The 14,746-nt window shown below is 41.9% G+C and carries 9 protein-coding genes; all 9 read right to left on the reverse strand.

The window, feature by feature from the left end:
* Positions 1 to 53 precede the first annotated feature (53 nt).
* Complete coding sequence (hsdR, locus tag F0265_RS16320; RefSeq protein ID WP_171749694.1) at positions 54 to 3,608, reverse strand: type I restriction-modification system endonuclease; 3,555 nt, start codon at positions 3,606 to 3,608, stop codon at positions 54 to 56.
* Positions 3,609 to 3,838: 230 nt separating this feature from the next.
* Positions 3,839 to 4,180: a hypothetical protein gene (locus F0265_RS16325; protein ID WP_171749695.1), complete on the reverse strand. Its 342-nt coding sequence runs from the start codon at positions 4,178 to 4,180 to the stop codon at positions 3,839 to 3,841.
* A gap of 114 nt (positions 4,181 to 4,294) precedes the next feature.
* Complete coding sequence (locus tag F0265_RS16330; RefSeq protein ID WP_171749696.1) at positions 4,295 to 6,328, reverse strand: EH signature domain-containing protein; 2,034 nt, start codon at positions 6,326 to 6,328, stop codon at positions 4,295 to 4,297.
* Positions 6,321 to 6,977 (reverse strand): OmpA family protein, encoded by a 657-nt coding sequence (locus tag F0265_RS16335; RefSeq protein ID WP_171749697.1) that lies wholly within the window; start codon positions 6,975 to 6,977, stop codon positions 6,321 to 6,323. The genes F0265_RS16330 and F0265_RS16335 overlap by 8 nt, the downstream gene beginning before the upstream one ends.
* On the reverse strand, positions 6,977 to 8,872 hold the full coding sequence (locus F0265_RS16340; protein ID WP_345775874.1) for a chemotaxis protein: 1,896 nt from the start codon (positions 8,870 to 8,872) through the stop codon (positions 6,977 to 6,979). The genes F0265_RS16335 and F0265_RS16340 overlap by 1 nt, the downstream gene beginning before the upstream one ends.
* Positions 8,873 to 9,065: 193 nt before the next feature.
* Positions 9,066 to 9,404, reverse strand: coding sequence for a hypothetical protein (locus F0265_RS16345; RefSeq protein WP_171749699.1), 339 nt, complete (start codon positions 9,402 to 9,404; stop codon positions 9,066 to 9,068).
* Between the two features lie 22 nt (positions 9,405 to 9,426).
* Entirely contained in the window at positions 9,427 to 10,563 is a 1,137-nt protein-coding gene (locus F0265_RS16350) for an HNH endonuclease (protein ID WP_171749700.1), read from the reverse strand.
* Position 10,564: 1 nt separating this feature from the next.
* Positions 10,565 to 11,275, reverse strand: a complete 711-nt coding sequence (locus tag F0265_RS16355) for an OmpA family protein (RefSeq protein ID WP_171749701.1) — start codon at positions 11,273 to 11,275, stop codon at positions 10,565 to 10,567.
* A gap of 2 nt (positions 11,276 to 11,277) precedes the next feature.
* Entirely contained in the window at positions 11,278 to 13,053 is a 1,776-nt protein-coding gene (locus tag F0265_RS16360) for a hypothetical protein (RefSeq protein WP_171749702.1), read from the reverse strand.
* Between the last annotated feature and the right edge of the window lie 1,693 nt (positions 13,054 to 14,746).

Raw genomic sequence — 14,746 nt, forward strand, 5'->3', positions numbered from 1 at the left:
GTTGTTCGAACCAACCGTCAGCTCAATATTCTTTCTGGAGGTATTGTATGGTTTTAAGCGGGTTCATCCCACATATATTCATTGAATTGAGTGAGTATGCTGTCTAATTCGTCGTTGAAGACGTTCATAAGCTTACGTTTGCCACCTTTGCGCTTGTAATTGCCGGTTTTAAAGGTGTCTTCATCAAGTACGACTTTCTCTTTGATTGAGGACGCTAAGCGATCTAACCAGCTTAGTTGCTCGTCATTCCAGTCGTTGGCGGCTTTAATACGCTCTAATGCCAGATCAACACGTTGTTCAAACGGCATCAGGGCATCACCAATCGAGGCTCGACGAATGTGGCCAATAAGCTTAGCTGCTATGTCTTGGTTTTTGGCGGTTTTCCATGCGCTGCGCAGGGTCGAATCGTTGAAGTTTTGGTTATCAAACCATTCTTGCAGCTCAATCAATCCTTTACGGGTCAAATCTCGTGGACGGTTGATAATAATCTCTAGAGCTTCTTGCTGGTTGCTTGAGGCTCCGACCAATTTATCAAACGCTTCCAAGAAGTCATCCGCATTATCGAACTCGCCATACGTTTGTTTCACTTCGACAATTTCATCATGGACATCAGAGAAGATCGGCATATCGCGCAGAGCGTTAATGTCACTCTTTAAGCTCTCTAATCTACTGACTAAGTTCGTTACATTGTTAAACACTTCTGCCGACCATTTTGGCCCTTTGTCTTTAAGGGTTTTCGGTAAGCTGGCAAAATCACACCCTGCACTGTTTAAACACACTTCATCAATACGTTTGATGTGCTCATCCACTTGTTTGGATTTATTGCGGTTAAACTGCGCATGGCTAACAATGCGTTGCAGCTTAGACACCAGTTGCTCGTGGCTATGCTCGGCAAAACTGCGACCATCAGCTTCGATGGTTTTGTAAGTTTCTGAGTCAGTAATTTCGTTGACCAGTGTTTGCAATTCCACTTGAGGGCGCACCACCACCGGGCGCATGGTATCGACACTTTGCAGCGTAGAATAGAGATCGACCGCATCAAAAATACGGAATGAGGTTTTACCCGCTTGTGGACATAAACGAGTCGCACGGCCTTTCATCTGCTCGTAGAGAATTCGGCTGCGAACCTTACGCATAAACACCAAATTACAAATGCTTGGAATATCAATACCAGTGGTAAGCAAATCTACGGTAACCACGATGTTTGGCAAACGCTCTTTGTTAAAGCGAGTTATCATGGATTGCACTTTGGTGGAGTCTTTATCTGAATCACCGGTGATTTTAATGATGGCGTCGTGCTCAAGCTCAGGATACTTAGCCTTAAACGCAGTACGCAGTTCTTCCACCACCATGTCTGCATGAGTGTTGTTTACGCAAAATACTAAGGTTTTTTGCGGATTGGTCGGATCTACATGGTTAACCGGGTCAATATGGTTGGTCAGCTCTTCACATACCACTTTATTGAAGTTGGAGGCGATTAAGGTACGGTTGAAATCAGCAACTTCAAAGCCTTGTTCGTCTTCAAGCTGATCATTGAGCAGCTCACCTTGATTGGATAAACGCTGAACTTCAGTGCCTTGAGATAGGTAGAGCCCATCTTGACTAAGTTTGGTAATGATCTTAATCGGTGGCTCTTGGTCACACAGGTAGCCATCAATCACTGCTTTACGATAGCTATAGCGGTAAACGGGCTTTTGCTGCTCTCCACCGAAGATATCAATAGTGTGCAACGCTGGCGTTGCGGTCAGTGCAACTTTTACGGCATCAAAGTGATCAATAATACGGCGATAAGAAGAGATAAAGTCTTGCTGATTGCGGAACTTCTCTTCCCCTTCGGTTTGCTCTTTATCGAGAATGTATCCACGGTGCGCTTCATCAACAATGATGCAGTCGTAACGGCCTACAGGCATCACTTCATCACTCTGTAACATGCGCTTAACCAGTGATTGTACTGTGGCAACATGGATTTTAGTGCTGTCCTCAGGGAAACGGTCGGTTAGCCCTTTAATGTTGAATATGGCATTAAAGGTATCGCCTTTGATGTTGGTATCTTCAAACGAGTCTAGAGCCTGCTTACCTAGTGAAGTTCGATCAACTAAGAACAGCACACGCTTAAAACGCTGTGACTGAATTAAGCGATACATAAGCGCAATAGCGGTGCGAGTTTTACCCGTACCTGTCGCCATGGCAAGTAAGATGTCTTGCTGACCTGCAACTATGGCTTTTTCTACCGCTTGCACGGCTTCTTCTTGGTAATAACGCAAACCAAGATCGCTCATATCTGCGTTCTTGCTAAACCAGCTGTTTTGGTAATGAACATCGTCTTCAAGTTTGGCGATCAGCTCTTCAGGACGATGCCATTCTGGCAACGCCTTAGGCATGTTGGTGGCATGACGTACATCGCGATACCAAATGCCACTCTTGGTTTTTACTGCCGCACGATAATCACGACCATTTGCCGAAAAACAGAAAGGAACTTTATATGTTTCACCCATAGCACTGTCATCCCAAGTATGGATATACTTTGGAATGGCTTCGGCAATTTTCTCTAGCTGCTCTTGATCACTCGCGAGGGCTTCTAATTCACTGCGTAAGAAGTCGTGCTCAAAATATTTGCTGTAACGGTAGGCTTCGGTGAGTTTTGCTGCCACATCTTTGTTTTGCTGTTTGGCTTCTACAACCGCAACGGGTTTTAACCCAACGAACAGTACATAATCAGCGAAGCCAGTTTTGCCCGTTTCATCAACACCCGTTGGCCATTCAGCAATCGCCATGTTGCGACCAGCTTCTGGTCTAGTTCCATTTGAGAATTTTAGATTGTTGGTGTCGGCATCCCAGCCTGCTTTACGAAGCTGAGCATCAATTAAATAGCGAGTTTCTGCTTCATCTAAACTTAGAGAGCGCTTGCTAGCTTCATTGGCAATTTGCTTACGGTAGGCTTTACGTTCTACCTCTGTCTTGGTTGAGAGCTCGACTTCTTTCTCTTTGAGCTTGGCACTTAACGCTGCAATGCGAGCATCCGACTGCTCTTGGGTTTCTTCTTGCTTACTTTCTAAGACGGAGATGTAGCCATTAAGTGCAGTAAGCTTGGCCTTTTGGGCTTCCACTTCAGCTTTAGTCTGTGTCTCTGACTGCTTGGCTAATTCAAGCTCGTGCTTGAGTGACAGGATTTCTTGTTCAAACTGCTGACCGCTTTGCGAAGTTGGTAGAGCAAACTCAGGAACGGCAAAACCATAGTTCTTAGTGACCAAACGGTAATACCAAACGGCTATGCGGAAGGCTAAACGCAGACACATTGCTGCATCGTCTAGGTCGTTATGGTACTCGTGTACTGCTTGGTTACCTATTCTACGAAGTTTGTGAAACACTCTGAGAATGGAATCATCGACAAAGGGGACTTTACCCAGTTCACGAAGGAGATCGTTCTGGTTTTCAGGGACATCGATATCAAGCAATTTGGCGAGATGTTTAGCCGTAGCTTCGCCAAATATACGCAATTTTACCAACGTAGTGTTTGGGTCATCTGGATAGTTTTTTTCTGCTGCGCGAGCAATCGCGTACAAAAAATCGTTAACGCCTTTGAGGAATTCGAAGTTTGATTTTTGCATTAAATACCAACCGACTCGTCGTAATTTTGAATGTAATTTTTATCGGATAAACCGTATCTTACAATAAAAACCTTATATAAAACGGTTAAATAGACCGCACGCGGCCTATTAGTTTTTACAAGATGTGACCATTGCTCACATGGCATCCTTATAGCTCTTACAGTTGCGTTATCAACATTCAGACTAGGGTGCAATACCAATACCCCTCACAGCGCCAAACATCTCCAAGACTAGTAAAATGGGCCGAATAAGAAGTTCAACAGCTCATTAAGTTCGTGTTCTGTTTTTATCTTGGCACGAATAGCCGCATCACCACGCTTTAAACCAGGAGAGGCGTACGTGTTACTGTGTCTGCCCTTTTCTTCTGGATACAAAACTTTATCGCAAGAAAGCTCCTCCAATGCGTCTATATTGTGAGGCAGCCAAACCAAGGCGTATTCGCCAGTGCTAGGCTGATCGATTTGCACAACAACACCAAAGCCTGAGGTAATGTCCCACGCCAACGCTTTTTTGGTTTCTCGAGTTGGAACACCCAGCTTGTTTGAAAATGCTGTTATCGTTTTATTCTTCACTGCTTTATCTCACTAGATTTTATCATGTGCGAATTCTACGACGTGCGCAGAAAACTGTGAGTTTTGTAAGCTTGTGAAAGTACAGGCTCAATCATAATGCACGACAAATACCTACTAGTTTGGTATTTTCAATTCATCCAGCAAAGCTTTCGCTTTTGGTAACAATGGTTTAAGCATTTTATCAGCACTGGCGGTGTTACGACGTTCTAACTCATTAAGTAAAATCATAATATTCGCCGCGTTCATTACATTTTGAGTTCGGGTGAAGAAGTAATTCACTTTATCTAATACTCTTACATCGCTCCAATGCTGAAGCCTCTCTTCTCTCGCCATAGCAGCTTCTTGATTCGCAGGTATATACGCCTCTACTGCTGACAGCAACCTAGCCGCTAAATCACTAGGGACAATATTGAATCTTCTCGCGGTTTCAAGTGCAACTTCATGTCCTTCCGAAGCCGCCTTAGCAATCCATTTCTCACCATATTGTCTGTTCTTTGGTGTTGATTGAGAGCCAAGCATCAATTTTTGACCTAATTGCCACATAGCTTCTGCATTGCCTTGGTTCGCTGCCTTCATGATATACAACTCATGATCTTCATCATTTCCGAGCTGCTTCGCCACTTGAGCTTTGGATAAGTAAACATTACTTTTTTGACGTAAACCAGACTGCTCGCCATATTTAGATGTCTTAAATTCAGTTTCCCAAAAGTGTTCTACCCAACGCTCTAATTTCCTCGCCCTTTCATCTAAATAACTTTGTTCAGGCTTTGGTAAACCACGAGTTTCGCTGTAACTATTGACGGCTGGAGGTAAGCCTTTGAAATAAGGAATATCGGGATTTGGTAACAGCTTAAATTTGGTTCGTAAAAGTTTCTCACAGAAATACTGCCACGATGTCAGATGGTCATGGACTTCGAGCTGCGACATTTCTCGTATGGCTTCAATGGTCAAGTCTACCGATTCAAACAGACGCTTTGCATTCCACTCTGTATTTTTGAAAAAGCGAGTTTCGCTCAGGTCTCCTCTCAAAAACTCAACGGCAATAATTTTGTCTAACTCAAAAATCAACACTTCACATTGATAATTGGATTTATCAGACAACGCCTCAATTTGACCAGAAGGTGAATACCCTTGGCTCATCAGGTATTGAAGAGTTTGCGTAGGTAATAGTGCTCTTATTCGATTAAATCGAGAGCTATAGTTAGACCAAAACATAGTTCGGCTATGAACCTGTCTCGCTTCATGCTCCTCAAACTCAAGATGCTCTTTGCCATGTTCTGACGTCAACAATCTAGATATACTCTTAAGTTCGTAATAACTTGAAATGTTGAATTTCTTTTTGAGTATGCTTTTGCTTTGTTCAGACAAGGAGTACCAGAAAGAGTCATCACCCGTTGGTAAGCATTTTTCTTCGAGAATGTCTTCTACGTTTTTTCCGTAATCAAAGTCTTTGAAGTAGCTGATTGCTGTATCGCAAAAAGCCAACTTATCATTGGTCGTTTTTAGGCTACGAAAACATTCTTGCAGCCATAAGTCCGCTGCGCTGGTGAGTGGCCTCGGAGCGGCTTTAACTAGCTCAGATGATAAATGACGTTCATACGAGTTCGCTTTGGGAAGGCGTAGATACCTCACGTAGCTCCTCGGAGTTCGATTGTTGTCAAAGCAATATTGGCTCATTGATTGGTAGTTTTGGCTTCTCATTGCTTGAAGCCAGTCAATCTTTTTCCTTTCTAAGTCTGCAAGTTCAGACACACCTTGAACAATGTCCATACTTTGAATCAGATCGGGGATAATAGACGTTGGCTTACCGTCAAGCGTTAATGCTACTTTAAAAAATGCAATGTCCCCCAACGCGACATTGGTACACATTGCATACCAAATAGCACGACAAGCATCGTTAACCTCACTCGCTTCGAGCTCATCCCACTGACTCTGGTTATCTAATGCATCTAGCCACTCCAAAATCGAAATTTGGTCACTTTTCCCTTGGTCTACGAGTTGGATGATCTGTTTTATCGTTTTAGGAGGGAAGCTCGGTAAGTGACCTTCTAGATCTCCCATGTTGTAGAAATCATCAAATGACATTCTGTCGAGGCTATTTGCACCAGGGACGACAGGCTGATTAAAAGTAAAACCTTTATTACTCAACTGATTTCACCTCAGAGAAATAACCTAAGAACTCATCGTCTTTAAACTGGAATCTGAATTTCACTTTTCGATCTGCTGGATCTGTCGCTTCTTGGTTCGCCTCTATTGGCCCACGGCCTGAGATTATCGCTTTGTCAAAAAAAGGAAGTTTATGTTCAAAGTCCATACTATTTATGTACTTCGCTACACTATTAGCTCTTAAGACGCTAAGCTCCATATTGCGATCAAAGGAACCTTCTGAACTTGAGTGCCCTTCAATCACAATACGGCTTACTTCATCAGACGTTTGCTCAGATTGGAATATCACGTCGGAATAGATGGGGATAAATTGATCGAGAAATGCTTTACCAGAAGGCTTCAAACGGTACTCATTTCTATCAAATAGAATGGAATCCAATATAGAAATATCACCAGTTTCTGAATTAGCTTGAACTTCAATACCCGCTCCCTCTAACGCATCATTAATACCTTTAATAATCACAACTCGGGTAGTTTGACTATTTTCATGAACTTCCGAAATCTGTACTAAGGCACTAATCAATAACAATGCAAAAATCATCAAAAGCACGGACATCAGGTCGCCGATCGATAACCAAACCCCTGACTCTTCAGCGTCGGCTGTTCTCGGGCTTGTTCTCAACCCACGCATTACGCTTCCACCTTAGTTACAGCTCGCTCGTCGGCTTCAAATTCTCGACGCTGTACTTGAGAGTTAATCAAGTAACCTGCAGCTTGCGATAGCTTGTTATGGATAGAACTTGCTGCTGTATCAAAATCACTGAAGAAGCTTTCAAAGCTTTGGTTCGCCCTTGTGAAATATTCATCCATTGCTTTAGGTAGGTTTTCGGTAACGTCGTTAAACGTTGCAGCCGCTTTTGAATATTCTAATTTAAGCTGTCCAATCTCTCGGCCCATAGTACGCGCTGCATCTTGCAGCTCAGCCATTTTCGAAGCTTCATTTAAACCAATAGCTTTGGCTACTTGCTCAATCGTTTTCGCTGACTTTTGTAATTCAGTGTGCTGAGCCGTTAGTTCTTGCAGCAAGTTGTGACGAGTCTGATACTCACTTTCAAAGACTTTACGGAAGTTTTCGACTACGCCATTTAAACCATCACGTTGCTTGCCAAGACTATCTTCTAATAACGTGTTTTGCTGGCTGAAGTAATTGGTTAAGTTTTGCTGATACTGTTCGCGGAACGCTTCTAGCTCAGTTTGTACTGTTTGTGACATTGAAATAACTTTCTTATCGATATCACCAAGCCCTGAAATCAACTCATCTTTTGCAGATGACATCAGGCCACTCGCCTCTTCGCCTACCGTCTCCAATACTTTGGTTTGGTTATCAAAAATGTCTTGCGACTCTTTCAACAAAGAAGCAATTCGACTTTCAACATTGTTGAATAGAGCTTGCTCAGCACTTTGTCGTTCTGAGAGCGCTTTATCCATTGAGTCTTTAATACCTTCGAAAGCAGAAGCAGCAGTTTCTGAGCTATGTTCAAAAGCAACACGCTGTTTATCCATTCCCTCTGTTGCACTATTTAGCATTTGCTGCACCTCGTTAGCAATTGCTCCCATAGCGCCTTGGGTGTCATCTTTAAAGCTACTTAAGATCTCTTTAAGCGACTCAGCAAAACCTTGGAGTTTAACCATGGTTTCTTGTTGGAATCTGTCGATTGTTTCTACTGTTTCAGCAGTACGCGTCATTACTTGTTCAACGTTGCGGTTGAGTAGCTCCGATACTTCGTTGTTTTTCTCTACTGCGCTCGCTGTTTTCTCTAGTTCTGCTACAACAGGTTCAATCAGCTGGGTTTTCATTTCACCGATCATAAGCTCCATCAGATCTTTCTGATTTTGCTCTTTTATCTCTTTAAGAAGAGAAAGTTCGTTTTTGATTCCTTCTAAGGCGGGTGACATCTGTTTTTCAATTGACTCTGTCACTGCTGTTGAAATCGTGCTCGCTATGATTTCACCATCAAATGATTGCCCTAAAGCAGACAATTGAGTGACAACTGAGTCCATGCTCCCACCCAAATTCTCCATTACAAGCGCAGAGTTTAGCTGAGCATCAATCACTTCTTGTTGGTTTTCATTGGAAATGTTTTTCAAATACATGATTGGGCTAGCTTCTAGATATTGGCTAGCAATAATAGAGATAAAATCACCCTGTTTTTTCGCAATCGTACTCGAAGATGCCTTCATAACAGCCATAAATACAGCGGATAATGATAAGCCAACTAACGAAGTGTAAAATGCAGTTTTCATGCCTTCCAATAATAACGCGGCTGATGCTAAAAGGGCTTTCGATTCACCTGTCATGGAGAACTCACTGAGACCCAAAGTGATACCTAAAAAAGTACCTGTAATACCTAAACTCGTTAGAAGTGCTGGTACTAATTTGTATCGACTGGCATCAAAGCTTGGTAGCATTTGTGTTACTGGAGATTTAGATAACCACTTACCTTGTTTAGACTCGACTAAAAGCGACTCACCTTCAACGTCATAAACTAAGTGTTCTGTTACCCAAACTAATTCATCTTTACTCAATTTAGCTATTGGTAGCCGGCCATCGCTGAACCTTTCGCTAAGCGATGCTATGGCAGATAGCCTACTTTTCTCATCAGAGTTAGTCTTCCACTCTCTATATAGAAAAAAATTAAAGCACACTATAGTTGTACCTATGATCACTGCAGTCACGGGTTCGCTGAATAAATTCAAAATAAATTGAAACATGATAGGCCTATTGATTTAGTAAGTTTTGTAATTCTTGGGGAGTAAACAGCTCTTCGGCGATTCTTACCGGAAGGTGCTCAGCATCGGTACGTAATGTGTCATTAATACGTATAGGGTTCTTGAGCCTGACGCTATACATGACCTCACCATGGTCGTCGCTGTCGGTTGCCACTTTTAAATAGACGTATTCTGGGAACTCACGTAGTAAGGTAGCTTGCAACGATGACTTTGTATCGCGAAAAGATTTTGTAGCAACAAAATCGTTTCCAAATTCATCACGAGATAGTTTCCATGCATGATTGATGGTAATTATTCTCTCAAGGATTTCATCAAAACGTATTCTCACGTTGTCTCTCCTAATACATAACCTACCAACGTAAATTCCCCGCTTGAGATCGATAGTCTGCTAAAAATTCATTGGCCGTGAGCACATGCCAACCTTCATTGTTTGCATCTTCAATATCATTCGTTGATATAGCAATGCCAAACTTGTGCTTAGGCCAAGCTAGCTCAATTTTTGCGGCTAGGTCACCGAAAGAATCAGAGATATAGAACCCGACCTCTGGCAAAGTTGTTCCAAAGTCTTTACAAGCATGCAAAACACCATGTAAGCCAGGGTCTGCAAAATCAAATAGACATTGCCAATTACCTAGATCTTCTAATAATCCTTGTTCGTTCCGTAGTTTGTTAATTAGCTGCCTTTCTGAGTGGCTTACAGCCATATGCGAGTGCATAGGCTGTTTACTGTGACAATCTATGCATAGAGCTTTAAGGTTTTTGGGACGGTTGTCAGACTTCACTCCACTTACGTGGTGCACATGAAGAAGATGACGATGTGAGCGAAGATTTACATCACATTGTTCGCAAGTGAAATTCTTATCAACACGATAATGTGAAGACACTTTCGTCCAGTTTTCACTGTACCCTGTTTCCGCCGTCTCTGCCTGACGTGAAGGCATATGAGGGAAGAAAGAGCTGTATGTTGCGAAGAATTCAGCCATATCGAATCCATCAAAGATAGTATTTCGGTCACTACCAGAGGAGTAACCTTGATAGTTAAGCTGCCCTAAACAGAACTTACAGATTTTAAGCCTCGCTTTTCCTTCTTCTTGCTGCCCCTCACAATAGGACGATCCTGAGATCGGAAACTCTCCAGAAGTATCATTGATTACAACATAGCGCTCAAATCGACCTTCAGAACGCATCGATTTCAGTTTTGAGCAATCCGCTACATGAAACTTATTGCCAGTTTCAGGCTTTCGAATAACATTCTGTACAGACGAACCGTGATCCTTGATGTACAAAAGCACTTGTCGGCCTTTGTAACTTAGTAAGCCTGAATCTACATCGACATCTTTTAGCTCTACATCTTTACCGCTTGCAAGTTCAAGGTCGAGTTTCTCGATACTGGTTTCGACAAATGCTAAATTGAAGTCGCCTTTCTTTTCTGGCGCCATTAGGGTCACTGCCGCATTAAGGTTTTTGAAGCTAATATTGAGTTTCAAATTAAACCTCTTCTAGGATCTTACGAATCTGCTCTTCGGCATTGGTTATAACTCTAAACGATACTCGACGTGATTTTTGCTCATCTTCTGCACCTAACTTATCCAACGCGATTTTAGATGAAGAATAACCAACTGCGGCTACGTTTTGCTTTACCCAGTGATAGTGTTCAATCACTACAGACTCTAGGCTCATGATATAGCCCAGAACTGCTCGTGTGCGAGATTGAGAAAGTCTCATGTTATTAAAATAGGCTTCATAGTCCGTTGAATCGTGATTCCAACGGCTTGAAGTGTGACCTTCAATTTTGATTTCTTGAATGATGGGTTTATACGATTCTAATACAGTTAAATAGCGAGGGATAAAATCGTCGAGAATCAACTGAAACTTATCGTTAAGCTCCGCTTTGCCGTTAGCAAATAAAACATCAGGAGCAGTAAAGTTGAAACTTAACGTCTCACGATCAATTTCCGCTCCCCATTGCTGCAAGTCAGTTTCAAACTCTTCATATAGAGCGAGATAAATCGCTTTTTGTGTCTGCTGATATGTTTCAGCGACTTCTTTTATTTTGTCACGCTCAACCATGGCATCCCGCATTAGAGCAACAGAAATGAAGAGAAAGACCATCATCAGACCTGCCATTAGATCTGATACGGACATCCAATGCTCACCACTATCGCTGTGCTTTTTCGAACTTCCGAAAACCTTATCCATAATTACACTGCCATTTTGCTGTTTGTAACAACGTTATTCATTTCACGAACAAGTTTTTGGTAATCACGAGTAAACTGCTGAGTGATCGTTGCTAGAGCTTCACCCATTTCACTCATGGTACGGTTAATCTCTTGCTGCATTTGAAGGTCAAGCACTTCAACTTGCTTCTCTACAGCACTACCTGTCTTACCAACAGAGTCTGTAATTTGGTCTTCTAAACTATCAAAGGTTCTACGCACTGCTTGAGCTTGTACTTGGAAGACATCTTCTAGCGTTGTTTCTAGACGTTCATGAAGCTTAGAAATAGCGTTGGTTGTTTCCTGCTGAATTTCTTTAGTGCTATTGACTAGCTCTTGGTTTGCCTCTTTTAATACTGTTCCCGTATCTTTTGCATCATCTTTAATCTCAGCGACTAAAACACGAAGCTGACTATTTAGTTCAACAATAGAGTCTTCAAGCTGTTGCTTAATTTGTTCAGCGTTGTCGGTGAGATAGGTTGCACTATTCTGAAGTGCCCCTGAGGCTGTTGTTACGTTGTCCGTAATATCGTTAGATGCTTCAGCTAAGCGGCCACCAATTTCTACCGCTCGATTCTCTAGCTCATGTGAAACCTTAGTTGCGCCTTCCTCAAGGTTTGTTCGCATTGATTCAACACTTTGGTTCGCTGTCGTACTGAAATTATCAATGATCTTTTGAGATTCAACTAACATAGACTCGTAGTGCGTTGAGGCTGCTTTTACTGAGTCACCAATAACTGACATAGTCGCATCCATTTGCTCGCGAATCTGAGGCATTGCTTCAACAGCTTTATCTCTTAAGTCTTTAAATGCCTCAAGTCTGTATTCTAACTCGGTTACTTGGCCATGACCTAGCTCCATAACTTGGTGCAGCTTCTCCATTGTTACAGGGATTGCTTCCGCACGCTCATTGATGTGCGCTACCGACTTTTCCGTTGAAGAGATTGCATCCACCCCAAGCTGATATTTGGTCGCCATGTCTTCCAGTTGAACTCGGTAATTTTCTTGCCAATCCACTAGCTTTTTCACCGACTCATCTAATCGCTTGAAGTTTTCGCCAAACTGCTCTGTCAACTTATCATTGAACTCAACAATCACTTCTTTTAAGGCGTTAATAACCTGCTCAGTTGCAGACTTAGACAGTAAGTCACCAAACTCATCCATCTTGCCCCATAATGTCTCTTTAAACTCATTGTGATTGTCATTAACCTGTTTGAATTGTTCGTTCAAAGCGCGCTGACCGTCATTGATGTCAGTACGTAGGTTCTTAATTTGTGATGTCAGTGACGAGTCTTCATCACCTTTAATGGCTGCAATGAGTTCATTTGAAGCATTCAGTTGATCCGTTGAAGCCTTTAGCTGCTGTGACATGACTGAAAAAATTTCTTCTGGGCCTACCGCCTGCTGGGCGTCTACATCCTTTTTAGGTAATACTCCTAAAATAGCTTTGTATAGAATTGACGCGGCCATACCTACGAGACTAGTTAAAAACGCTGTTTTCAAACCACTCAACAGTGATTCAATACTTCCATCAATATTCGTTGGGTCAAAGTCCATCAAACCAACCACGATACCCGCAAAGGTACCTAAAATACCTAATGAGGTGAGTATATTTGTGGTGGCAGCGGTAAAGCGACTCACCTTACCGACAGCGGCCAGAGCAACTGACACAGCAAGTAAAGCTAGGATTAAGTAGATAAAAGCATTTGAAATTGCATCAGCCGAGAATGATGCAATGAAAGAAGCAATTGAATTTGTCATATTTTCACATTAGGCAAGCTAGTGGCGGGCGGATTCTATATTAACGACACGCCATACCACAACATAAAAGATATTTATAAATTGAAAGAATTTATTTAACTTACTCTAAATCAAGTCCTAACCTACAGAAAGTGACTTAGAGATGGGTACCAGCAAAAGGTCACTACAGACTATAGCTTTGGCCTCAAAAAGTGACTTTATAAGCTTATAAAGGGAGCAAGTCGCAAATGAAGTATGAGGTTTATTACGTCTTACTTCCATCGTTTCTCTGGTAGCAAGAGCCCCATTACCAGTAATAGTTCAGCCATACAATATTGATTATATGTATAAACGACAATTATCTCTGATAACTACACTAGAAAGTAGTCATAAAACATAATATTTATTCTGAGATAAACAAGACTGGCTAGTTCATGGGATACGAAAATAGAACTTTCAGAGAGATGTATTATTGAGATTATGCTAACTTAGCAATGGAGCACATTGAGTATAATGCGTCAGCTAAAAGGTACCTCCCCCATCATTACGGCGTTAGACAAAAATCTATAATAAAAAGGCAGAGATCGAGCACTCGAATACTTGTTGCTATTGCGGCTGTACCAATAACATCGCGACTGACCAATTAATACCAAGAAATAAAGGCGGTACAGCCTCAGGAGATAACTTAATCCCAGCTTGCCGCCTTTTCTACAGTTATTCCCTTTGATATCAGAACGTTGTTCAATAGTGAGCGAGCCCTTGAGAAGTCCAAAGCTATCAATGCAGATATTGTTGAATAACCGAAATCGCTCCAGGCAAAGCACCTAAAGAGTTTAAGTATTTTCTATTTACAATAGCCTCTCGAGTCACCGTCTCTTTATATATCCTCTGGCCTATTTTAAGAATGGCCCTTGATTGAAATAATAGAAACTTATAACCCCCAAGTGACTATCTGCGAACGCATTAATTCTCCAATAGGCGGCATCGCTGTATTTGTGTAAATATCATCCCATACGGTATGCTTACCGTTTATAGTGGCAATCTTTTAATTGCCCAAAAAGACTTTAATCAGGTGAGAAATACCAAACCAAGAAGGTACGAGCCTAAATACTGTAGAGGCCAGTTAATAGAAGCTTTATCCAACAACTCTTTAAACTGTCTTACTGAGATTGATTTTGAAGAACAAGGTTTGCTTTACCTGACCGTAAAACTGATATTCTTAGACAAAACATTAGCCACATTTGTATCTCTGCACTTCTGGTTGAAAATGCAGGAAAATTGAAGTTGGTACATGGAATCACATCAATGAAAAAGATCAACGAATGTCTGACCATAACGCTACATATGTTGACCTAATTATTAAGTAAGCATCCTTTAATCAGTCATCGCTTCCCTAACCTCTAATCTTTGCGTTAATTAAAAGCTTTAGGTGTTGCCCTTTTTAACGATCTAGATAAACAGCAGTCTCCTCTTCTCGACGCTCCCACAGCAGGAGCGTTAATACCCGTGAAATCAAGGTATCGCTGGTGCGTATACGCATGTCTCAGGCCATGTGCACGCTCTAGCCCCACCTTGATGCATGCTCGTTCGTATCTACCTAAGTGAGTTTTACACGTATCCTCTTTCAGTATTAATGAGCCATCCCCCTCACTGTTTTATTGAGTCGATTAGTTTACACTGCGCTTGGGTTATGATGGGAACATTTCACGGCTTC

Origin of the sequence: Vibrio sp. RE88 (assembly GCF_013113835.1) — a bacterium.
Classification (GTDB): domain Bacteria; phylum Pseudomonadota; class Gammaproteobacteria; order Enterobacterales; family Vibrionaceae; genus Vibrio.